Source organism: Qaidamihabitans albus (assembly GCF_016464705.1).
GTDB lineage: Bacteria > Actinomycetota > Actinomycetes > Mycobacteriales > Pseudonocardiaceae > Qaidamihabitans > Qaidamihabitans albus.
In genome coordinates this window covers 1-22,888 of sequence record NZ_JAEHOB010000022.1, presented here as the reverse complement: position 1 = coordinate 22,888, position 22,888 = coordinate 1, and the positions used below count along the sequence as shown (strand labels likewise).

Below are 22,888 nucleotides of genomic sequence, written 5' to 3'. Positions count from 1 at the left end.
CCAGTCACGACCCGCGTTGCCGTCTGCCGTGAGGGGCGTCAGTAGGCGACGGTGAACCTGCTCCGGCGATGCCGAGGTCGCTCGGCCTCGTCGAGCAGGGCCACGGCGAGGTCCTCCACCGAGATCCTCGAGCGGCCCTCCGTGTCCACGACCAGCTCGTCCTCGCCGATCCGGTACCTGCCGGTCCGCTGCCCCGGGGCGAGTAGCGCGGGAGGGCTCAGGTAGGTCCAGTCGGCTTCGCCGTCACGGCGGCAGAGCTCGAACTGCTCCGCGCACGCGAGCGCGATCTCACGGTAGTCGGCGGGGAGGAACCGGGCGTCGTCAAGCACGAGCGTGCCGCCCGTGCCGGGCACGGTCAGCGTGGCCGCCCCACCGACGACGAGCAGACGGCTGCCCGCGCGGGCCACCCCGGACAACAGGGCCGATGTCGCTGTGAGCAACTCGCGCTCCCGGCCGGACGCCGGGCGGATCGAGCTGATCACGACGTCCTGTCCGCGGGTCAGCGCGATGACGTCCTCGACCCGCACGGCGTCGCCGGTCCGCATGTCGGCGGCGGCGGGAAGTTCCCGGAAGCGGGCCGGGTCCCGCACGACGGCGGTGACCTCGTGGCCGCGGCGAAGTGCCTCGGCCACCGCCTGGCTTCCCACACTTCCGGCCGCTCCGAACACGGTGATACGCACGATGAATCAGCTCCTTGGTTCCAGGCCGGCCGGATGCCGGCGCGGGTCGAGTTGCGCGGCCGCGACCGAGGCCAGTGCGAGAGCGAAACCCAGGCCCTGCACGAAGGTCAGGGACTCGCCCAGCACCAGCCAGCCCAGCGCGGTCGCCACGGCGGGCGAGAGCAGCGGGAGGAAGGACAGTGCCGCGACCGGGAGCCTGCTGAGTCCCCGGAACCAGAGCGTGTAGGCGAGCAGGGCGCCGGCGATCGACAGCCACGCGTATCCGGCGAGTGCCGGTGCGTCCAGCGCGGGCGGCGGTCCCTCCAGCGCGAGCGCGAGCGGGGCGAGCAGCACGCCGCCCGCGGTGAGCTGCCAGCCGGCGAAGGTCAGCGCTCCCACCGGGCGCTCCCACCGCTTGGCGAGTACCAGGCCGGCGGCCATCGCCACGACGGCCGTGATACCCGCCAGTACCCCGACGGGGTCGAACGCCGCGTTCCCGCGCAGCATCATCGTGGCCACGCCCGCAACGCCCGCCACGCCCCAGCCGAGCCGCCACGGTGTCGGCCGTTCGCGGAGGAGGGCGACGGCGAACCCCGCGACGACGAGTGGCTGGACCGCGTTCAGCGTGGCGGCGACACCGCCCGGCAGCCGGTAGGCCGCGATGAACAGCAGTGGGAAGAACACTCCGATGTTCAACGCGCCCAGCACCGCGGCACGCCACCACCATGCGCCCCGGGGGAGCGTGCGGGTGATGGCGAGCGCGATGAGCCCGGCGGGCAGCGCGCGGATCACGCCGGACAGCAGCGGGCGATCGGGCGGCAGCCACTCGGCGGTGATGAGGAACGTCGTTCCCCACGCGACCGGGGCGAGGGCGGTCAGGCTGGTCAGCCGCCACGTGTCCGAGCGGCCGGTGGCTGTGGTCGGGCCCGTGCACTCCGTGACGGTCATCGCAACTCCTTAATATTAAAATATTCGATACTAAGGAGAGTACGAGAGTGCTACCTTGGTGTCAAACATTTCAATGCTGAGGAGTTCACGTGGGTGACAGCGTCGACCGGGTGCTGGAGCAGTGGCGGGCGGAGCGGCCGGACCTCGACGCCTCCCCGATGGCCGTCGTCGGCCGCATTCAGCGCGCGTCGCGGATCCTGGATCGCCGGCTGCGCGAGCATTTCGCCCGGCATGACCTGCAGCTGTGGGAGTTCGACATCCTGGCGACCCTGCGCCGGACCGGGCATCCTTACCGGCTCACGGCAGGCGGGCTCGTCGAGTCGTCCATGGTCACGTCCGGCGCGATCACCAACCGGATCGACCGGCTGGTGGCGAGAGGGCTGGTGACCCGCGAGACCGATCCAGGCAACCGGCGCAGCGTGCTCATCAGCCTTACCGACGAGGGCCGCCGGCTCGTCGACGAACTCGTCGACGACCACGTCGTCAACGAGTCCCGCCTGCTGAGCGCGCTCACCGCGGGGGAGCGGAAGAGTCTTGCCGCACTGCTCCGCAAGCTGCTGACCGGCCTCGGTGACGTGGCGCCGGAGGACGCCGCCGCTCACGCCTCGGCCGGACGTCAACCCCCGCGCGAGGGCTTGCCTGCTCGCGGCGAGTGAGGAAAATTCGATGTGAGCCCAACCGATCGCAGCCTTGCCACGGGCCGCGACCACAGTCGACGATCACTACCTGCGGCTGATGCCGGGGCAGCGGGCCAGCCGGACGACGACAACGAAGGGTGGTCGGCGACCATGACCTCAGTGCTCGACCCCGGCGTCGAGTACGTCGTGCTGTGCGGTGAGAACCACGAGTTCGTCGGCTACGCGCCGAAGGCCGAGGTGCACCACAGCGAAACGCCCCTGCATCTGGCGTTCTCGTGCTACCTGTTCGACGAGGCAGGGCGCTTTCTGGAGTCCTGGCGCGCCAGGACGAAGCGCACGTGGCCAGGGGTGCGCACGAACTCCTGCTGTGGGCACCCGGGCCCGCGGGAGCCTGTCGCGGAGGCAGTGGCGCGGCGGCTCGACGACGAGCTGGGTTTGGTGGCCGATCGCATCGATCTCGTGCTGCCCGCTTTCAGCTACCAGGCGTCGATGCCCGACGGAACCCGGGAGAACGAGGTCTGCCCGGTCTACCGCGCGACGGTGGCGTCGGCAGCACCCGCGCCTCGGCCGAATCCGGCCGAGGTACACGAGGCGCGCTGGGTTTCCTGGAACCGTTTCGTCGCCGATGTCCTGACCGACCCCGCCTCCGTCTCGCCGTGGTGCGCCCTCCAGGTCGGCGCACTCGACGAGCTCGGACCGGACCCGTTGGTCTGGCCGGTCCGGGACGACGCGGAGCTGCCTGCCGCCGCTCGATGAATTCCCAGCTCCAGCCGCCGCGCGGATTCACTCGCCTGCCGAACGAGGGGCCGCGGTCAGCCAGGAATCCGGGTACGACATGATTCCACGCCTACAGAGTGTCAATCGAGTGGTCGGTGACTGTGACAGTTACGCTAAGTGATCGTCGGGCCTCGGCCCGTCGGCGCAGCACCTTCGGTATCGGATCGCGCTCTCCTCGGGGCGGCGATTCGGGCCGCGCGGCCGGCCACACCCTGGGTGGAGCGTCGTGAAAAGACAGAAGCAGTCCGGCGAAGGACATCACAAGTCGATCCGGAAGCGGCTGACCGGGACGGTGCTGATACCGAGTATCGCGCTGCTCGCGATGTGGACGGCCGTGTCCACGTATTTCGTCATCGAGGCCGTGTACGTCAGGGCCGTCGCCTCCAGCGTCCAGGACGTGTCCATTCCCGCGGTCACGTCGCTCGGCGCCATCCAGCAGGAGCGGCAGCTGAGCCTCGTCTACCTGGAGCGGCCAGAGGTCGGCCTGCGGGATCTCCAGGCTCAGCAGCAGGAGATCGACCGATCCCTGACCGATCTCCGCGAAGCCATGGGACCGGTCAAGGAGCTGGTGCCGGACGAGATCGCGACGCGCATGCAGGCGCTCGAGGACAGCCTGGACCGGCTGCCCGTGCTCCGGGCGGAGATCAACCTCAGGACGATCTCGACGGCGCAGGTCAACGACTTCTACAACGAGCTGATCGACACCGCTGCGGGGTTGTTCGACGCCCAGGCCCGCATGGTTCCGGACGTCACCGCGACACAGGGCGGTATCGGTGCCACCGAGATCTTCCGTGCCGCGGACCAGATGTCGCGCGCCGCGTCCCTGGCGTCCAGCGCCTACGCGGAGGAGGGCTTCTCCACGCAGGATCACCTGCGGTTCGCGCAGCTGGTCGGTTCGTACCGGGCCGCTCTGGACAAGCTCGCTCCGTTCATGCGCCCGGAAGTGGGAGACCACTACCAGGAGATCGTGTCGGGCACCGCGTGGAGGCGGTTGAGCGGCGCCGAGGACGCGTTGATCACCGCAGGGCCGGGCTCGCTGCCGCAACCCGGTACCGGTGGCGTGGTGAGCGAGGCGGAGTGGCGCGAGCTGAGCAACCGGATCTCCACCGACCTGACGGCGCTGACCGTCGAGCAGGCCGACCAGGTCTCCACGCAGGCGCTCGTCGACGGCAACGAGAACCTGCGCAATGTGATCATCGGCAGCGCGCTCGCGCTGATCGCCGCGATCGCCTCGATCATCGTCGCGGTCCGCGTTTCGAGGACTCTCGTCGACCGCACGCTGATGACCCGGCTGGAGCGGCTGCGCAACGACTCGCTGGAGCTTGCCCGGACACGGCTGCCGAGGATCGTGCGGCGCCTCAAGGAGGGCGAGGGCGTCGACGTGGCCGCCGAGCTGCCGAAGCTCGACCACGGCAAGGACGAGATCGGCCAGGTGGCCGAGGCGTTCAACGTCGCCCAGCTGACGGCGGTGTCGGCGGCGGTCAGCGAGGCGAAGGCCCGTAGTGGTGTAAACAACGTGTTCCTGGGCATCGCCCACCGCAACCAGGGTCTGGTCCACCGCCAGCTGCAGATCCTCGACCGGATGGAGAGCAGGGAGGAGAATCCCACTCAGCTGGAGGGGCTCTACCAGCTCGACCATCTCGCCACGAGGGCCCGCCGCACCACCGAGAACCTGATCATCCTCGGGGGGAAGCAGCCCGGCCGCCGCTGGCGCAAGCCCGTCTGGCTGATGGACGTGCTGCGGGCCGCGGTGTCGGAGACCGAGCACTTCTCGCGGGTGGAGATCGAGAGCGTGCCGAAGGTCGCGGTCACCGGCTCCGCCGTCGCCGACACCATCCACCTGATCGCCGAGCTCGTCGACAACGCGACCGCCTTCTCCCCGCCGGGATCTCCGGTCCACATGGTCAGCACGCTCGTCGCGCGAGGGGTGGTCGTCGACGTCGCCGACCAGGGCCTCGGGATGACCGAGGAGGTCCGCGAGTGGGCGAACAAGATGATGGCCGAACCGCCTGAGTTCGACGCGATGGCGCTACGGGCGGATTCCAGCCTGGGGCTCTTCGTGGTGGCGAGGCTGGCGGCAAGGCTCGGCGTCAAGGTCATGTTCGACTCGTCGCGCTACGGTGGCACCCGTGCCACCGTGCTGATCCCGACCGAGAACCTCGCGGCCGACGACCAGAGCGACGACGGGACCGGCGGGAACGGTGCGGGCGGTACGGCGGAGATCACCACGAACGGGTCGTCCGAGGCACGACAGAGCGCCGGACCGCCCGAAGGGAATGGTGTGGAACAGCCCTCCGAGCCTCGTGTGCCGGAGCCGATCAGCTCGAAGACGGTCACGAGCAGCGAAACAGACGCCCCCGGACAGGAGGGGGAGCCTGCCGCGGCCCGGCCTTTCCAGGCGCCGGCTGCCCCGGCCGCGCGGGCCGAGCCTCCTCAGCTGCCCGCACGCCCCAAACCGCGTGCACCGCTGCCGCAGCGGCAACCACAGGAGAATCTCGTCGCGCAGCTCCGGGACGACCCCGACTCGGAAGCGACCGACCTCGAAGAATTCACCGGCAGGACTCGCAGCACCCTCTCGGCGTTCCACAAGGGCACCCGCAGAGGGCGAGACGCCGACGGTCCAGAAGACCAGACGAGCAACCACTGATCGATAGGGGAATCGGATCTCAGCAATGAACGAGAACGGGAACTCCAAGGCCGACCTCAACTGGCTGCTTGACGACATGGTCGACCGTGTGGTCGGGGCCCAGAATGCCGTCGTGCTGTCCGCCGACGGCCTGCTCATGGGGAAGTCCGCCGCGCTCGCGAAGGACGACTCCGACCAGTTGTCGGCGATGGCATCGAGCCTGCAGAGTCTCGCCAAGGGCGTGAGCAGGCACTTCGAACGTGGTCCGGTGCTCCAGACGCTCATCGAGATGGCGGAGGGCTACTTGTTCGTCTCCGCGGCGGGCCAGGGTGCGTGCCTCGCGGTGCTCGCCGAGGAGACCGTCGACGTCGAGATGATCGCCTACGAGATGAGCCGCCTCGTCAAGAGGGTGGGTGACTACATGTCGGCGGCCCCACGGGAGGCCGCGGGTTCCGCGGTCGAGGGAACGTGATGGACGAGGATCAGTGGTACGACGAAGCAGCCGGGCCGCTCGTCCGGCCGTACGCCATCACCCGCGGCCGGATTCCGGGCTCCGACCTCGCGCTCGACCTCGCCACGCAGGTGATGGCGATACCGTCCGCGCAGGCGTCGGTGCAGGAACCGTTCGGGCTCACCCCGGAACATCTGGCGATCCTGCAGCTGTGCAAGCGACCGTTCTCGGTCGCGGAGCTCGGGGTGTACGTCAAGATCCCCATTGCCGTTGTCAAGGTCCTGTGCGGCGATCTGATCGAGCGCGGTGAAGTGATCGTCCGCTCGCCCTCGCAGCCGGAGCATGCCCCGGATTACGAACTACTTCAGGCGGTACTCGATGGTCTCCACAAACTATGACGCCGACACGGCGACGGCCGTGATCCCGACACCGGTCAAGATCGTCGTGGCCGGCGGGTTCGGCGCAGGCAAGACCACCATGGTCGGCTCGGTGAGCGAGATCTCGCCGCTGTCCACCGAGGAGCTGATGACGCAGGCCAGCGACGGGGTGGACGACGTCACCGGCGTCGAACGGAAGATGACGACGACGGTCGCGCTGGACTTCGGCCGGATCACCATCTCGCCGCACACGGTGCTGTATCTCTTCGGCACGCCGGGTCAGGATCGCTTCTGGTACATGTGGGACGAGCTGGCCAAGGGTGCGATCGGCACCGTCGTGCTGGTGGATACGCGGAGGCTGGACAGCAGCTTCGCCACCATCGACTTCTTCGAGCGGCGCAAGATCCCGTTCATCGTGGCGGTCAACTGCTTCGACGGTGCCGACGAGTACGAGGAGGAGGAGATCCGGAAGGCGCTCGCGATCGCTCCGCACGTTCCGGTCATCTTCTTCGACGCACGGCAGCGGGAGTCGAGCAAGCTGGCGCTGATCAAGCTGGTGAGGTTCGCGATGAGCAAGTTGCCCAAGCCGGCCGGTCTGGTGCATTCCGGGGACGGCCGGGGCTGAGGCAGGCCGTCCCGGGGCCGCTCCGGACCGTGCCCACGGATCCGGAAGCGGCCTCCCCGCTCACCGGTTCGCCGGGAGCCGTCGCATGCGCAGGTTGAAGTGGCGCAGCACCGGCGGCGCGTCCACCACGCGGTACTCGGGCACCTGCTCCGGATTCTTGGCGATGGCCGACAGCACGTCCGCCACGTACTCCAGGTGGCTCTGGGTATAGGTGCGCCGCGGAATCGCCAGCCGAACCAGTTCGAAAGGTGCCGGTGCCACGAGGTTGTGCGCGGCGTCGAACTCGCCGAGGTAGAGCGAGCCCAGCTCGGCGCAGCGGATACCGCCCGCCAGGTACAGCTCGCAGGCCAGCGCATGGCCGGGGAACCCGTGGGCCGGGATGTGCGGGAGCAGCCTGCCCGCGTTGAGGTAGAGCGCGTGGATGCCTGGTGGCTGGACGGTGTCGACCCCGGCCTCGTTGATCAGTTCGGCGAGGTGCGCTGTCTCCGCCGTGCGGGCGCCGAGGTAGTTCGGGTCCAGCACCTCCCGCAGTCCCTGGGCGACCCGCTCCAGGTCGTGTCCGGTCAGCCCGCCGTAGGTGCGGAAGCCCTCGGTGGCGATGAGGTTCGCCTCGCAGCGCTGGGCGAGATCGGCGTCGCGCAGGGCGATGAACGCGCCCATCGGGGCGATGCCGTCCTTCTTGAGGCTGGTCACGCATCCGTCGGCCATCCGGAACGTCCTTCGCGCGACCTCCCGCGGCGTCTGCTGCTCGTAGCCGGGCTCCCGCTGGGTGACCAGCCAGGCGTTCTCCGCGAACCGCGCGGCGTCGAGGAAGAAGGGAACCCCGAAGCGGTCGCACATCCGGCGGACCGACTCCAGGTTGGCCATCGACACCGGCTGCCCGCCGCCGCCGTTGTTGGTGATGGTGATGAGCACCTGCGCGACCCGCGCGCCGTCCGGGCCCGCGAGGGTCCGCTCCAGCTCGCCGAGGTCGATGTTGCCCTTGAACGGATCGAGGCTGTCCAGGTCCCGCGCCTCGGGGCACGGCAGGTCTCGTGCCTCGCCGCCGGTCAGCTCCACGTTGGCGCGCGTGGTGTCGAAGTGCGTGTTGCTGAGCGAGATCCGCCCCGGTCCCAGGACGGCTCCGAAGAGGACGCGCTCGGCCGCCCGTCCCTGATGAACCGGAAGGACGTGCGGATGACCGGTCAGCTCGCCGACGATCTCCCGGAAGCGGTAGTAGGAGTCGGAACCGGCGTAGGAGCGGTCCGCCCCCGCGGCCGCCGCCTCCTGGGCCGCGGACGGGGCGCCCGTTCCCGAGTCGGTGAGCAGGTCGATGGTGACCTTGTTCGCCGGCACGTCGAACCCGTTGTAGGCGGCGCGGGCGAGTACCTCCTCCCTTTCCTGCCGCGTCGTGATGGGTATTTCCTTGACGACTTGGATCCGGTAGGGAGGGAAGGACTTCACGGCGCGCCTGCTTTCTCTGTGCTCTGTGCTCAACTGCCGACCGGCGAGTCGGCCAACGGGACGGCTGTGGCGTCCGCCGAGCGCTGCACGGGAGTGCCGCCGTAGGCCTCCGAGGAGAGGTAGATCGTGGTGCCCGCGCCGAAGCCGCCCAGCCGGAGTGACACGTGCGCGATGAGCCCTGCCCTCTCCCGCAGGGAGCGGTTCGTCACCGCACGCAGTGCGCGATCGAGATCAGCTTGGTCCAGACCACGCCTGCTCATGAAGGACCTGACCCGGGAGCGGGCCGTCTCGTCGTCTGGCACGTAGTCACGGACGGGGAGGTAGAGACTGTAGTTGCCGGGGCGGCCGGGATCGGCTTCGACGAACGAGTAGCTGGAGATCAGGGGCCGCCCGGTGAACGGCCCGCTGCCTCCGCCGACGAGTCGGCAGAACTCGCGGATCTCCGCCACGTCCACCCCACTGACGGCCGTGGCCGCCTGCTCGACGTCCTCGCTCCGGCCGCTCTCGTGCGAGACGTAGAGCTTGACCCTGGACAGCGGGCTGTCGTCGAGATCTAGTGCGAAGAAGGAGAACCGGTCGCGGCTTCCCCTGCGCAGCGCGTGCGCCGTGGCGATGTCGTAGGCGTTGTCCATGCCGAGCCGGCGCAGGCCCTCGGCCACGAGCTCGGGAGCGCGCTCAGGTCCGCGCACCTCCGGGTTGAAGTACACCTTGAGGTGCGGCGGAGCCTGCGGCCGGAAGATCAGCGAGAACCACAGGGCGAACTTGCCGTGCGGCTGCGCGGGCAGGAACAGATCCTGCACCGCATCGAAACGGTCGGCGGTGCAGCCGTACCGCGCGGTGACCACGTCGAGGAAACGTCTTGCCGCGGCGATGTTCGCGGCCGGGCCGGGATCCTCCGCCATCGTCTCGCCGAGAACGCGGATCGCCCGTCCGCCGTTGTCGTCGAACGCGAAGGAGAACTCGACAGGGCTGGCGTCGTCGGAGACGTCCGACGACCAGAGCGGTTCCTCGGACAACCGACGCCGGCCGGCGGGACCGAGCAACTCCCGGAGCAGGTCGACGGGAGTGTCGTCCGCCTCGTCGAAGCCGGCTTCCGCGCACAGGTTCCGGAGTTGACGGCCGGTGTAGTCGGACAGAGTCACGTTGTCCACGTTCACACACGCTCCGGGGTCATGCGGGCTGGTCACTCGTGCGGCCTCGTCAGAGCACAATCGCCGAGGTTACGCAGGCCGGGACGGGTAAAGGTACCTCTTTAGGAGTGATCTTGCCCACGGTGAGTGATCACTCTCTGGCAGAGTGTGGTTCCACGACGGGTCAGCCGCGGCTCGATCGGCGGATCGAGCGGAGCGCGAACCGCGAGCACGTGTGCACGGCTGCCGATGACCGGAGTCCGGCCATCCGGGCGACCGCGAAGCCGGAGCGCGGCTCGGTTCCGAGGGGCCGGAGCAGCGGAATTGTCCCGCTCCTTCGCCAGGGATGCGTCCAGGTGGCGGCGAACGGCTTCCCACACCCGCTCCGGTGCGCGGCGATCCGGATCCGGTGCTCGTCGACGAAATGTGGCGACGCCTCCTCACGGCTCATGCGTGCCGATCGGTGCCGGCAGCGGTGATGATCAGGTCCGCGGCGGAGTCGATGTCCTCAGGCGTGCTCCAGCGGCCGAGCGACAGGCGGAGCGCGGACAACCCACGCTCGGGATCGAGGCCCATCGCGGTCAGCACCGGTGACGGTTCGTGCGTGCCGCTGTGGCAGGCCGAGCCGGTCGATGCGGCGATCCCTGGGGCCGCGGCGAGCAGGCGATGTGCGATCGCCCCGCGGATGCTGACGTTGAGTGTGTTCGGCAGCCGTGCTGTCACCGGCCCGTTGAGCAGCACGCGGTCGCCGAGGCCGGCGGTGAGCCGGTGGTGGAGGCGCTCCCGCAGGTTCTGGATGCGGTGGTGGCCGCGTGCGGCGAGGTCGTCGACGGCGAGTTGGGCGGCCGTGCCCAGTGCCACGGCGAGGGCGACATCCTCGGTGCCGGCGCGGAGGCCGTGTTCCTGCCCGCCGCCGTACACCACGGGTTCGAGCGGTAAGCCTGGTCTGACGTACAGGGCGGCGATGCCCTTCGGCGCGTACATCTTGTGCCCGACCACGGTGAGCAGGTCCACGTCGAGCGTGGTGACGTCGAGCGGAATCTTCCCGGCCGCCTGGGCGGCGTCGCAGTGGAACACCGCACCGTGCTCGTGGGTGAGCCGGGCCAGCTCGGTGACCGGTTGCAGGGCACCGGTCTCGTTGTTCGCGGCCATGACCGACACCAGCACGGTGCGCTCGGTGAACGCGGTGGCCAGCTGCTCCGGGGCGACCAGGCCGTCGGTGTTCACGGGCAGATACGTCACCTCGACGCCGTGCCAGCGCTGCAAAGCCCGGCACGCCTGCAGCACTGCGGGGTGCTCTGTGCGTTGTGTGATCACGTGCGGCCGGTCGATTCCGGCGGCGAGGACGGTGCCGCGGACGGCGAGGTTGTCCGCCTCGGAGCCGGATCCGGTGAACACGATCCGGCCGTCTTCGGCTCCGATCAGGGTGGCGACCTGGTCGCGGGCGCGCCGCAGTGCCGAGCGGGGCGCGGTGCCGTAGTGGTGCTCGCTTGAGGCGTTGCCGAACATGCCGGTCAGATACGGCAGCATCGCGTCCGTGACGGCGGGGTCGATCGGGGTGGTGGCGTTGTGGTCGAGGTAGACCGGGCCCTCTGCGAGTGCGCTGTGGACGGTCACGATGTCCCCCTCGTCCTTGCCGCGGCGGTGTTTCGATGGCTCGCCGGGTGGGTCTCGTACATGCGGACGGCGACGACGACTCCGGAGACCGCGGTGATCGCGGCGACGATCCACACGGCGGCGCGCAGCCCCCACAGGTCGGCGGCGATGCCGGAGACCAGGGCGCCGACGGCGAATCCACCGTCACGCCAGAGCCGGTAGACGCCGACGGAGCGGGCTCGCCAGGCGGGGTGGGCGACGTCGCCGATGACGGCGAGCAGCGTCGGATAGACCATGGCGGTACCCGCGCCGAGCAACACCGCCGCGGCGGCCCAGACGGCGAAGGTATCGGCGAGGGCGATGAGGCCGAGTGCGGCGGCCTGGGTGAGCATGCCGGCCGTGATGAGGTGCTTGCGGCCCCAGCGGTCGGACAGCGGGCCGGTGACGAGTTGCCCGACGCCCCAGACGGCGGGGTAGAGCGCGGTGAGGATACCCATGTCGGTCAGTGAAAGGCCGGCGGCGACGAACAGGATGGGGAGCAGTCCCATGGCAAGGCCGTCGTTGAGGTTGTTGACCATCCCGGCCTGGCTGGCCGCCGAAAGGGCGGGCTCGCGCGCGCTGGTGTGGCCGAAGACCTCGCGGCTGGTGAGGCCGGCGTGCAGGTGATCGTGGCGCCCATCGGCGCGGGCCCTGTGGCCGTCGGCTTCGAAGCGGGCGTGCTCGCGGGTCTCCCGCACGAAGAACGCGGTCAGGCCGAGGCCGAGTGCGACGTAGGACGCGCCGAGCAGGAAGGGCGCGGGGCGTAGTCCGTAGCGGGCGGCGAGATAGCCGGTGGCCGCGGCGGTGATAGCGACGGCGGCGTAGCCGGCGGCCTCGTTGAGGCCCATCGCGAGTCCGCGCCGTGCGGGCCCGGCTAGGTCGATCTTCATGATGACGGTGGTGGACCAGGTCATGCCCTGGTTGATGCCGAGCAGCACGTTGGCGGCCACGATCCAGCCCCAGTCGGGGGCCCAGATGAGCATCAGCGGTACCGGTATCGCGACGAGCCAGCCCACCAGCAGGACGGGCTTGCGGCCGTAACGATCCGACCAGGTGCCGGCGAAGTAGTTGGTGGCGGCCTTGGTGATGCCGAAGGCGAGTACGTAGGTCAGCGTGGCGGTGTATGCGGTCAGGCCGAACTCCCGCTCGGCCAGCAGGGGCAGCACGTTGCGTTCCTGCCCGAGCACGCCGCCGACGAGGGCGTTGACCGCCACCAGCAGGCTGAACTGGGCGAGGTTGGCGCGCAACCCGAGCCGCGGCGATCCGGTCCTGCTCATACCCCGCTCTCCAGGGAGCGGCCGGTGCTGCGTGCCCAGTCGCCGGGTCCGCCCTCCAGCACGGCGAGGTCGCGGTGCCCGGCTCGTTCGAGCAGGCTGGCCGCGCCCATCGCCCGCTCGCCGTGCCCGCACATCACCACCAGCGGCTCCCGCGGCAAGTCGCCGGCGCGGTCGGCCAGCGCGCCGAGCTCGACATGGGCGGCGCCAGGAACGTGGCCGGCGGCGAACTCCGCTGCCTGGCGGGTATCGAGCACCGGTCTGTCGCCGATCTGGTCGGCGCGCACGAGGCGCGTTCCGGTGGTGGGTTCGCCCGCGGCGGTCCAGGCGGCCAATCCCCCGGCCAGCTCGCCGGCCAGGTTGTCGTAGCCGATCTTGGTGGCCTGCCACACGATCTCGCCCGGGTCCTGCTCGGTGTTTCGCAGAATGACCAGCGGTCGGTCGTGGGGGGCCAGCCAGCCCAGCCATGACGCGAAGGCCGGGCGCAGCGGAATGGACACCGCGCCCGGGATGTGGCCGGCCGCGAACTCCGGCACCGGGCGGACATCGATCAACCGGGCGCCCTCGGTCAGCAGGGACCGCACCGTGTCCGCGGCCAGTGGGGGCAGGCCGGGATCGGTGCCGAGCACGGCCGGGCCGCGGCGGTTGACCTCGGCCAGGCGCAGGAAGTAGGGCGGGAAGCTGCCCAGCGACCCGGTGAGCGCCGAGACGAAAGCGTCCTCGTCACCGGCTCGCAGCAACGGGTTCGTCTCCTTCTCCTGCCCGATGGTGCTGGTGCGCCTTGTGCCCGGCGGGGCCGAGCAGAACGAGCCTGCTCCGTGCGTGGGCCATACCGCCACCTCGTCCGGCAGGCTCGCCAGCCGGCGCAGCGAGGCGTACTGCTGCCTGGCGAGCGCCTCGGTCCGGTCGGGGGAGACCAGGTCGGTACGGGCGGCGGCGCCCACCAGCAGTGAGCCGCCGGTGAACACCCCCACCGGGGCGTCGCCGTCCAGCAGGAGGAACGAGAGGTGTTCGTGGGTGTGGCCGGGCGTGGCGAGCGCGCGCAGCCGCAGGCCGCCGAGGTCCACCTCGTCCTCGTCGTGCAGTCCGGTGTGAGCGAACTCGCGGTGCCCGGCCGCCGACGCCAGGACCCGCGTGCCCTCGGTCGCCGCCAGCTGGCGGGCACCGGAGAGGAAGTCGGCATGCAGGTGCGTGTCGGCGGCGAACGCCGGTCGCAGCCCGCGGCGCCGTACCGCACGCCAGGCCGCCCGCAGGTCGAGGCTGACATCGACCACGAGTGCGCGGCCGTCGCCCAGGTCCACGAGGTAAGCGGAGTTGCCCAGCCCTTCGTCGACCAGGGGAACAAGATCAACCGTGGCCATCTCGCGGCCTCCTCGACGTGCGGGTACTGGGTGCCTGCTGTCTTTCCTTGTTATACACTATTCCAAGGATGATTGGAGAAGTCGATGGGTGATCGGGCCGCGAAGACGGCGCTGTTCGAACAGTTCGCCCGCGTGGGCAAGGCTCTTGGCAGCGGTAAGCGGCTGGAGCTGCTGGACCTGCTGGCCCAGGGCGAGCGCACGGTCGAGGCGCTGGCGCGAGCGGCCGAACTCGGGGTGACCACGGCGTCGGCGCACCTGCAGACACTCAGGCAGGCGAACCTGGTCGCGACCCGCCGGGAGGGCACCAAGGTCTACTACCGGCTCGCGGGCGCGGACGTCGCCACGCTGTACGCGCTGGTGCGCACCGTGGCCAGCGAGCACCTGCCGGATGTCGAGGCCGCCCGTACCGCCTATCTCGGCCCGGACACCGAACAGGTCACCCGCACGGAACTGGTGCGCCGGGCGCGGTCCGGCGACGTGGTCGTGCTCGACGTCCGACCGCGCGAGGAGTACGAAGCAGGGCACATTCCGGGCGCGCTCTCGGTGCCGGTGGACGAACTGGCCGACCGGCTCGCCGACATCCCCGCCGACCAGGAGATCGTCGCCTACTGCCGAGGCGCCTACTGCGTGTTCGCCCACGACGCCGTCCGGCTGCTCACCGCCCACGGCCGGCGTGCCCGCCGCCTCGCCGACGGCATGCTCGAGTGGCGCCTGGCCGACCTTCCCGTCGCCACCTGAGCCCGGCCGCCACGTCGAACGAGGCGTACTCGGACCATGCGCTTCGACCGGTCCCGGATTCCCTTCCGCCGCGTGAAAGTGCCATCGCTTCCCGGGGAGCGCAGCGGCGAACCTGTGGTGACGTGAGCCCGGTCACTGTGCAGGCGACGGCGTCCTGATCGATCAGGAGGACGCCGTGCGGGCTTGCGCAGGCGAACTCCAGTCGAGCGGGGTGCATGGTGCGCAGTGGACCGAAACGAACGGCATTCTTCCTGGTACCGACGTTCGTCCTCGCCGCATGTGCGGGAGGCAACGACATGTCGGCGGACTCGGAACCGGCCGGGCCGCCCCAGCGCGGCGGCGAGATCACCGTCCTCGAGGACGGGAGTTTCGCGGGAGGCTGGCCCTCCGGCCTCGATCCCGCCACGAACACCACCGGCGGGGCGAACATCTCGCAGATGAGCGCGATCTACGGCGGGCTGTTCCTGCTACGGGCGAACGACGACGGATCGCACGCCGAGGTCCGGCCACACCAGGCCGAGAGCTACGAGATGCTCGACGGCGGCAGAACGGTGAAGATCACGATCCGGGAGGGAATCCGGTTCACCGACGGCACCCCGTTCGACGCGGAAGCGGTCGCGTTCAACTTCCGGCGGGCCGTCGACGCACCGTGCACCTGCTCGCCGACCTGGCCCCTGGCGGAGAACGGGATCACCGTGGAGGACGAGCGGACCGTCGTCCTCGACTTCACCCGGCCCTACGCGGCGGTGATCAATTCCTTTCCGGCATCCAACGTCAACTGGATCGCGTCGCCGAGCGCGCTGGAGAAGCTGGGGGAGGAGCAGTTCAAGATCAAGCCGGTCGGGGCGGGCCCGTTCACGGTGGTGTCCAACAAGCTCAGCTCGGTACTCGAACTCGAGCGCAACCCGGGCTACTTCAAGAAGGACCTGCCCTACCTCGACCGCCTGACGTTCAAGTCGATCGGCGGTGACCAGCCTGCCTACCAGGCGCTGCTTTCCGGTCAGGGACATGCCTACGAAGGACTCAGCACGACGCCGTTGCTCGAGCAGGCACGCTCCGATGACCGGCTCACCGTCACGGTCCAGCCGGCCACGTCCCCCTATGTCGTCCAGCTCAACACCGCAGCCGCACCGTTCGACGACAGGAGAGCGCGGGAGGCGATCTACTACGCCACCGACTTCGAGGCGATCTCGGAAGGGTTGTTCAAGGGTCTCTACCCGGTGAGCCAGACCTTCACCGGGCCCGGCGGCCTGTTCCACCGCGAGACCGTGCCCGGATACCGCACGTACGATCCCGAGCGGGCGCGCCGGATCGTGGACGAGCTCGGAGGTCTCACCGTCGAGCTGGGGACGCTCGGCAGCTATGTTGCGCAACAGGTCATGACCGCCCTGCAGACCCAGTGGCGGGATGCGGGTATCTCGGTCAGCGTGGACACCTACCAACTGTCCACCTTGGTCCAGCAGTTCAACTCCGGTGCGTGGCAGGCCATGCTGCAGACCGCGGGCGCCTGGGATCCCGCATCGGGGGCCGGCGTCGGCTTCCGTTTCTCCGAGACGTCGCCGTTCAGCGGGGTCGCGGACCCGCAACTGGAGGACCTGCTCAACCGGGCGGCGGCGACGCTCGATCCCACCGCGCGGGCGGAGCTGTACGAGCAGGCGGGCGCGCACATCGCCGACAACGCCTACGCCCCGTTCGGCCTGGCGTTCGCGCCCGCCAACCTGGCTGTCAAGGGGGTGCACGGTCCCGGCCTGACCACGAAGATCCCGCCGATCGTCGTCAACGCCGGCGTCATCTGGGAAGAGGTCTGGACGAACCGGTGATACGGCATCCATTCATGCCCAGCAGCATCGCCGATCACCGTTCCGGTTTCCGTGACGCGAAAGTTCTGTCGCTGGAGACCGCGTGTCCGGGCATCGTGGGTGTGCGCCACGGAAAGGGTCCTACATGAGCATCATGACGCGCGCGGTCATCTGCCGGCAGCCCGGCCGGCCGTGGGAGGTGGCGGACGTCGAACTCGACGATCCGCGGGCAGGCGAGGTCAGGGTCAAGTTCCTCGCCGCGGGGCTGTGCCACTCCGACGACCACATCCAGAAGGGCGATGCGGGGATGCGCTTTCCCGTGGTCGGCGGGCACGAGGGTGCCGGCGTGGTCGACGCGGTCGGCGAGGGAGTGACGCGGGTGGCGGTCGGTGATCATGTCGTTTGCTCCTTCATCCCGGCGTGCGGCGCCTGCCGTTACTGCTCCACAGGGCGGCAGAACCTCTGCGACGAGGGGAAGAACGCGGCCACCGGCATGTTCCCGGACGGCACCTTCCGCTTCCACCTCGACGGAGAGGACCTCGGCGGGCTCTGTGTGCTCGGCACCTTCTCCCAGTACGCCGTGGTGTCCGAGTTCTCCTGCATCGCCATCCCCGGTGACATCCCGTTCGAGGTCGCCGCGCTGGTCGGATGCGGGGTGCCGACGGGATGGGGCTCGGCGGTGTACGCGGCGGGCGTCCGCGCCGGGCAGACCGTCGTCGTCTACGGCGCCGGAGGTGTCGGCAGCAACGCCGTCCAGGGAGCACGTTACGCGGGCGCCCAGAACGTGATCGTCGTCGATCCCGTGCCGTTCAAGCGAGACATGGCCAAGGTCTTCGGTGCCACCCACACCTTCGCAGACGCCGAAAGCGCACACGACTTCGTCGTCGAGACCACCTGGGGCCAGCTCGCCGACCACGCGATCATCACTGTCGGCGTGCTGCACGACGAGGTCATCGACCGTGCGATCCAGGTGGTCGGCAAGAGCGGGCAGGTGACGATCACCGCGGTCGGCGACGGCTCGGTCAGCGCCCCGTCCGGGATGCTCATCGGCTACCAGCGGCGTGTGCAGGGCGCGATCTTCGGTGGCTGCAGCCCGCTCTACGACGTTCCGCGCCTGCTCGGGCTGTACCGCTCCGGCGATCTCAAGCTCGATGAGCTGATCACCCGCAGGTACCGGCTCGACGAGGTCAACGACGGATACGAGGACATGCTGGCGGGCAAGAACGTTCGCGGCGTCATCATCCACGAACACTGAGGAGCTGACCATGACGATCGCCCCTTCCGGACCGAGAGCCGCCACACTGATCACCGACAACGCCCAGCTCATCGGTGGTGAATGGGTTCCGGCGGTGAGCGGCGAGACCATCGAGGTGGTCAACCCGGCGAACCGCGACGTGCTGGCCGCGGTGCCACGGGGCACCGCGGAGGATATCGACGCGGCGGTGCGGGCCGCCGAGGCGGCGTTCCCGTCCTGGCGCGACACGGACGCGACCACGCGAGGCACGCTGATCACGCGCTGGGCCCAGCTGATCGAGGAGAACGAGAGCGAGCTTGACCAGCTGGAGTCCCAGGAGGTCGGCCGCCCGCACTGGGGTACCCCGCCGATGGCCAGGATCCTCCGGTTCGTCGCGGGCCAGACGGACAAGGTCAGCGGCCTTTCCCTGCCCACCCACAGCCCGGATGTGCTCGGGCTGACGCTGCGCGAACCGTACGGCGTGGTGGGCAGTGTCATCCCGTGGAACGCACCCGGTCCGATGTTCGTCAACGACACCGGTGCGGCGATCGCGGCGGGCAACACCATCGTCGTCAAACCGGCCGAGGACGCGCCGCTGACCCCGCTGGCGCTGGCCCGGCTCGCGCTCGACGCCGGGATCCCGCCCGGAGTGGTCAACGTGGTGACCGGATACGGTCCCGAGGCGGGTGCGGCGCTCCCGGCCCACCCCGGCGTCCGCAGGATGAGCTTCACCGGCTCGCCGGCCACCGGCTCTTCGGTCATGGAAGCGTGCGCGAAGAACCTCGTTCCGCTGCACCTGGAGCTCGGCGGGAAGTCACCGCAGGTGGTGTTCCCCGACGCGGACCTCGATGCCGCAATCCCGGCGATCGTCACCGGTATCACGCTGAACACCGGGCAGATCTGCGCGGCGGGCTCCCGGGTGGTCGTCGACCGCGCGATGCACGCCGAGGTGGTGCGCCGCCTCGCCGAGGCGATGGCACAGGTCTCGGTGGGGCCGTGGTACGAGCCGGTGCGGATGGGGCCGCTCATCAACGCCAAGCAGCACGCCAGGGTGCTCGACTACGTGCGATCGGGCCAGGAGGAGGGCGCCGAACTCGTGCTCGGCGGAGGTGTTCCCGCGGGCGAGACGTTCGAGCGGGGATTCTTCGTCGAGCCCACCCTGTTCGACCGGGTGCAGCCCGGCATGCGCATCGCCCAGGAGGAGATCTTCGGCCCGGTGCTCTCGGTCATCCCGGTCGACGGCGAGGCCGAGGCGCTCGCGGTCGCGAACGGGACCGACTACGGGCTGGTCGCCTCCGTGTGGACCGGCGACGTCGGGCGCGCGGTGCGGATGACACGTGGCCTGCAGGCGGGTCAGGTCGCGGTCAACGCCGCGCTCGGGGCCGGCGTGATCGGCGGGCCGTTCGGCGGGTACCGGCACAGCGGTTTCGGCCGGACGATGGGTGCCGACGCGGTGCTCGACTACACGCAGGTGAAGACGGTGTCGCTCCGTGGCACGGCGTGACGGCGGCGGGATCCGCCTCCGGGTGCTCATGGAGCCCCGGCACGGATCCAGCTACGACGACATCGTCACGCTCGCCCTGGCCACCGAGCGAGCCGGCTTCGACGCCTTCTTCCGCTCTGATCACCTGCTCGGCGTCGATCCCGGCGACCCGGACTACCGGCCGACGGACTGCTGGACCACCCTGGCGGGCCTGGCTCGCGACACCGAACGGGTGCGGCTCGGCTCACTCGTGACCGCGGCGACGTTCCGCGAGCCGGGGCTGCTCGCGACGATCGTGGCCACTGTGGACCAGATGAGCGGCGGCCGGGTCGAGCTGGGCATCGGCACGGGCTGGTATGCCCGCGAGCACGCCGCGTTCGGTCTGGGCTTCCCGCCGACCCGGGACAGGTTCGACCGGTTCTCCGAGCAACTGGCGATCATCAGCGGCCTCTGGAGCACGCAGGCCGGGAACGGCGCGGGCTACAGCTTCTCGGGCACTCACCACCGGATCGACGCCAACCACACCCCGCCCCGGGTGGTGCAGACGCCGCATCCACCGATCATCATCGGCGGCACGGGGCCGAAGCGCACCCCGGCGATCGCCGCGCGGTACGCCGACGAGTTCAACGCGGCCCTCGGCGGAGACATCCGCGAGCGCTACGCGGTGTTCGCGCGGGCCTGCGAGGCGATCGGGCGGGACCCGGACGAGCCACGACGTTCGGCCGTGCTGCCGGTCGCCTGCGGGGCCACAGCGGCCGAGGCGGAGCGCCGCGGTGCGGTGATCGGCTCCGAGTTCATCCGCACCGAGGCCGCGATCGGCTCGCCGGAGCTGGTGACCGAGCGCATCCGCGATCTGGGCGAGGCCGGCGCGGACACCGTCTACCTGCATATCTACGACATCCAGGATCTCGATCACATCGCGCTGCTCGGCGCGGAGGTGCTGCCGCACGTACCGGGTGCGGCGCTGGAGCGAATCGGGGAATCCCCATGAGCGTCACGACACGTGCAGCCATCGCCCGCGGGCCGCGGCTGGGCTGGGAGCAGGCGGAGTTGCGGCTCGACGAGCCGAAGGCGCACGAGGTCCGCGTCAGGTTCGCCGCGGCCGGCCTGTGCCATTCCGATCACCACATCACCCGGGGCGACGCGCCGGTGCGGTTCCCGATCGTCGGTGGCCACGAGGGAGCCGGCGTGGTGGAGGCCGTCGGGCCGGACGTCCGGCGGGTCGGCGAGGGCGACCGGGTCGTCTGCTCCTACATTCCCGCGTGCGGCGCCTGCCGGCCCTGCTCGACCGGGCACCAGAACATGTGCGACAAGGGCCTCAACGCCGCGACCGGTATGTTCCTGGACGGCACGTTCCGGTTCCACGACGGCGACGAGGACCTCGGCGGGTTCTGCACGCTGGGTACTTTCTCCCAGTACGCGGTGGTTTCGGAGTGGGCCTGCGTCCCGCTGTCCGAGGAGATCCCGTTCGAGGTCGCCGCACTGGTGGGGTGCGGCGTCCCGACGGGGTGGGGCTCGGCGGTGTACGCGGCCGGCGTGCGGGCAGGCCAGACGGTGGTGGTCTACGGCGCGGGTGGCGTCGGCAGCAACGCCGTCCAGGGGGCCCGGTATGCCGGGGCGAAGAACGTCGTGGTGGTGGATCCGGTCGCGTACAAAAGGGACATGGCGAAGATCTTCGGTGCGACACACGCCTTCGCCGATGCGGCGGAAGCACACGAGTTCGTGGTCGAGACCACCTGGGGCCAGCGCGCCGACCACGCGATCTGCACGCCGGGCGTGGTCACCGAGGAGATCGTGAACGCGGCAGTGCAGATCGTCGGCAAGGACGGCAAGGTCGTCGTCACCGCCGTCAGCAAGCTCGGGGATCCCGCGGTCCACGTCCACGCCGGAAACCTGATCAGCTACCAACGGCAGGTTCGCGGCGCCCTGTTCGGCGACTGCAACCCGCTGTACGATATTCCGCGTCTGCTCGCGCTGTACCGCTCCGGCGACCTCAAGCTCGACGAGCTGATCACCCGTAGGTACCGGCTGGACGAGATCAACGACGCCTACCGCGATCTGGACGACGGCAAGAACATCCGGGGCGTCATCGTGCACGAGCACTGAGCCATCGGCACCGAAGGGAGACGGCGCCGATGACCGGCACGTCGCATGACCCGGCGGCGCTTGATCTCGGCGGTGCCGTGCTCGGTGACGTGCTGCGCCTCAGCGACAAGTCCCTGCTCGCCCTCGGGCACAGCCACGGCCTCCCGGTGGTGATCAAGGCACTGCGCACCGACGAGGAGTTCTGGCGGGACAAGCTCGCCCACGAAATCCGGCTCTACCAGGCATTCACCGAGTACCCGCCGCCGGTGCGGGTGCCTGTGCTGATGCACACCGACGGTCACGCCGTGCTGGTCGTGGAGCACATTCCCGGCCATGTGGCCGACGCCGAACGCTACCCCGAGCAGCCGCTGCCCGCGACCACGCTCGAGTCGGTGCTGGACACCGTCACCACCTTCGCCCGGTGGAGCCCCCCGAATGATGTGCTGGCGCCGGTGTTCGACTACCCCGATCGCGTCGAGCGCTACCACCACGCCGGGTTCTTCGACGCCGACGACCGCGCCATGCTGCATGCCCTCCTCGCCGAGACACCCCCGCCGTGGCAGGCGGGGCACGGCGATCCGCTACCGGCCAACCTGCTGCTCACCGGGACCGGCGAGTGTGCGTTGCTGGATTTCGAGTTCACCGGCCTGTTCCTGCCCGGGTTCGACCTGGCCATGCTGCACACCCTGCTCGCAGGCACCCCCGGCGCCCACGACGCCGTCGACGCTGCGGTGGGTGAGGCCGGGATCGAGGTGCCGTTCCTGATCAACCAGGCGATCGTGCTCTCCCGGGAGCTGCGCCTGCACACCGAGCTGCCCGAGGGCGACGTCCGCGAGAAGCGGCTGGCGCTGCTACGCCCGCAATGGGACGCCGTGCGGGCACGCCTGCACACCCAGCGGTGAGCTTTCTCCGAGCAGCGCTTTTTCGCCCTTGACGTCGAAAACTTTCGACAATTTCGGCCGGATTTTGATCTCCGAACGCTGGATTCCATCAGCAGCGGCCGACTTGGCCGACCAGGGCAAGACCGCTGGCCAGGACTAATGTGTTCTCGTTGCCAAGACGAGGTTTCCGAAACTTGTCCGAAAGTTGTTGACAGCACAGCGGAGTCAGACCAACACTATCGGCATCGACAGACCTGAACGACTGTCGATCCGGGTCACCCGCGCGACCTGGTCCTCCGGTCGTCCGCCGCACGGCGACCGGACAAGTCCTGCCGTGTTGCACAAACGCCGGCGCGCGGTCGGCGTCCCCTGGCCTCCCGCCAGCCTCAACGAGGAGGAAACATGAACATGGACAACGCCCCCGCACGCCCGATCAGCCGCAGGGGCTTCATCGGCGGCGCCGGCGCCTTGGCGCTCGCCACGTCCGCGATGATGCTGCCCGGCACCGCCAACGCCCAGACGACCATCACCACGAACCAAACCGGTACCAACAACGGCTTCTACTATTCGTTCTGGACCGATGGCGGGGGATCGGTCTCCATGACACTGGGATCCGGCGGCAACTACAGCACGTCCTGGAGAAACACCGGGAACTTCGTCTGCGGCAAGGGCTGGAGCAACGGCGGTGTTGTGTCTCAGGACTTCGGTAGCACATATGTCTCAG

General features: G+C 69.8%; 21 protein-coding genes. 14 read left to right on the top strand and 7 right to left on the bottom strand.

The genetic code is table 11. The features are described from left to right. Positions 1–38 precede the first annotated feature (38 nt). Positions 39–680, bottom strand: a complete 642-nt coding sequence (locus tag JAP66_RS28835) for an NAD(P)-dependent oxidoreductase (RefSeq protein WP_199435016.1) — start codon at positions 678–680, stop codon at positions 39–41. Positions 681–686: 6 nt separating this feature from the next. Further along, on the bottom strand, positions 687–1,607 hold the full coding sequence (locus JAP66_RS28830) for an EamA family transporter (protein ID WP_199435015.1): 921 nt from the start codon (positions 1,605–1,607) through the stop codon (positions 687–689). Between the two features lie 89 nt (positions 1,608–1,696). Between JAP66_RS28830 and JAP66_RS28825 the strand changes: the two genes are divergently transcribed. From JAP66_RS28825 to JAP66_RS28800, 6 genes are all read left to right on the top strand, one after another. Continuing rightward, a complete protein-coding gene (locus JAP66_RS28825; RefSeq protein ID WP_199435014.1) occupies positions 1,697–2,263 on the top strand; it encodes a MarR family winged helix-turn-helix transcriptional regulator in 567 nt (188 codons plus the stop codon). Positions 2,264–2,395: 132 nt separating this feature from the next. Then, positions 2,396–3,001, top strand: coding sequence for an isopentenyl-diphosphate Delta-isomerase (idi, locus tag JAP66_RS28820; RefSeq protein WP_199435013.1), 606 nt, complete (start codon positions 2,396–2,398; stop codon positions 2,999–3,001). 247 nt (positions 3,002–3,248) lie between these two features. Next, positions 3,249–5,669, top strand: coding sequence for a nitrate- and nitrite sensing domain-containing protein (locus tag JAP66_RS28815; protein WP_307849763.1), 2,421 nt, complete (start codon positions 3,249–3,251; stop codon positions 5,667–5,669). 25 nt (positions 5,670–5,694) lie between these two features. Beyond that, positions 5,695–6,120: a roadblock/LC7 domain-containing protein gene (locus JAP66_RS28810; protein ID WP_199435012.1), complete on the top strand. Its 426-nt coding sequence runs from the start codon at positions 5,695–5,697 to the stop codon at positions 6,118–6,120. After that, on the top strand, positions 6,120–6,497 hold the full coding sequence (locus JAP66_RS28805; protein ID WP_199435011.1) for a DUF742 domain-containing protein: 378 nt from the start codon (positions 6,120–6,122) through the stop codon (positions 6,495–6,497). Before JAP66_RS28810 ends, JAP66_RS28805 begins: the two co-directional genes overlap by 1 nt. Beyond that, a complete protein-coding gene (locus JAP66_RS28800; protein WP_199435010.1) occupies positions 6,478–7,101 on the top strand; it encodes a GTP-binding protein in 624 nt (207 codons plus the stop codon). Before JAP66_RS28805 ends, JAP66_RS28800 begins: the two co-directional genes overlap by 20 nt. Before the next feature lie 60 nt (positions 7,102–7,161). Here JAP66_RS28800 and JAP66_RS28795 read toward each other — a convergent pair whose 3' ends face one another. From JAP66_RS28795 to JAP66_RS28775, 5 genes are all read right to left on the bottom strand, one after another. Next, positions 7,162–8,544 carry a tryptophanase gene (locus tag JAP66_RS28795; RefSeq protein WP_199435009.1) on the bottom strand — a complete coding sequence of 461 codons (1,383 nt, stop codon included), beginning with the start codon at positions 8,542–8,544 and terminating at the stop codon, positions 7,162–7,164. A gap of 29 nt (positions 8,545–8,573) precedes the next feature. Then, positions 8,574–9,695 (bottom strand): tryptophan dimethylallyltransferase family protein, encoded by a 1,122-nt coding sequence (locus tag JAP66_RS28790; RefSeq protein WP_307849762.1) that lies wholly within the window; start codon positions 9,693–9,695, stop codon positions 8,574–8,576. A 426-nt stretch (positions 9,696–10,121) separates the two neighbouring features. Next, the gene (locus JAP66_RS28785) at positions 10,122–11,291 is read right to left on the bottom strand and encodes a cysteine desulfurase family protein (protein ID WP_199435007.1); all 1,170 of its coding nucleotides are present in this window, start codon (positions 11,289–11,291) and stop codon (positions 10,122–10,124) included. Next, positions 11,288–12,586 (bottom strand): MFS transporter, encoded by a 1,299-nt coding sequence (locus JAP66_RS28780; protein ID WP_199435006.1) that lies wholly within the window; start codon positions 12,584–12,586, stop codon positions 11,288–11,290. Before JAP66_RS28780 ends, JAP66_RS28785 begins: the two co-directional genes overlap by 4 nt. Further along, the gene (locus JAP66_RS28775) at positions 12,583–13,944 is read right to left on the bottom strand and encodes an MBL fold metallo-hydrolase (protein WP_199435005.1); all 1,362 of its coding nucleotides are present in this window, start codon (positions 13,942–13,944) and stop codon (positions 12,583–12,585) included. Before JAP66_RS28775 ends, JAP66_RS28780 begins: the two co-directional genes overlap by 4 nt. An 84-nt stretch (positions 13,945–14,028) precedes the next feature. Here JAP66_RS28775 and JAP66_RS28770 point away from each other — a divergent pair, with 84 nt between their 5' ends. The 8 genes from JAP66_RS28770 to JAP66_RS28735 form a co-directional block, all read left to right on the top strand. Beyond that, positions 14,029–14,682 (top strand): ArsR/SmtB family transcription factor, encoded by a 654-nt coding sequence (locus JAP66_RS28770; protein ID WP_199435004.1) that lies wholly within the window; start codon positions 14,029–14,031, stop codon positions 14,680–14,682. Positions 14,683–14,978: 296 nt separating this feature from the next. Further along, positions 14,979–16,502, top strand: coding sequence for an ABC transporter substrate-binding protein (locus JAP66_RS28765; RefSeq protein ID WP_235999689.1), 1,524 nt, complete (start codon positions 14,979–14,981; stop codon positions 16,500–16,502). 124 nt (positions 16,503–16,626) lie between these two features. Continuing rightward, complete coding sequence (locus tag JAP66_RS28760; RefSeq protein ID WP_199435002.1) at positions 16,627–17,736, top strand: NDMA-dependent alcohol dehydrogenase; 1,110 nt, start codon at positions 16,627–16,629, stop codon at positions 17,734–17,736. Positions 17,737–17,746: 10 nt separating this feature from the next. Continuing rightward, a complete protein-coding gene (locus JAP66_RS28755; RefSeq protein WP_199435001.1) occupies positions 17,747–19,219 on the top strand; it encodes an aldehyde dehydrogenase family protein in 1,473 nt (490 codons plus the stop codon). A gap of 10 nt (positions 19,220–19,229) precedes the next feature. Next, positions 19,230–20,189 (top strand): TIGR03560 family F420-dependent LLM class oxidoreductase, encoded by a 960-nt coding sequence (locus JAP66_RS28750; protein ID WP_199435057.1) that lies wholly within the window; start codon positions 19,230–19,232, stop codon positions 20,187–20,189. Beyond that, positions 20,186–21,304, top strand: a complete 1,119-nt coding sequence (locus JAP66_RS28745; protein ID WP_199435000.1) for an NDMA-dependent alcohol dehydrogenase — start codon at positions 20,186–20,188, stop codon at positions 21,302–21,304. Before JAP66_RS28750 ends, JAP66_RS28745 begins: the two co-directional genes overlap by 4 nt. A 29-nt stretch (positions 21,305–21,333) precedes the next feature. Beyond that, entirely contained in the window at positions 21,334–22,185 is an 852-nt protein-coding gene (locus JAP66_RS28740; RefSeq protein WP_199434999.1) for a phosphotransferase, read from the top strand. 381 nt (positions 22,186–22,566) lie between these two features. After that, the coding region (locus JAP66_RS28735; RefSeq protein WP_235999688.1) for a glycoside hydrolase family 11 protein at positions 22,567–22,888 on the top strand (322 nt) is incomplete at its 3' end.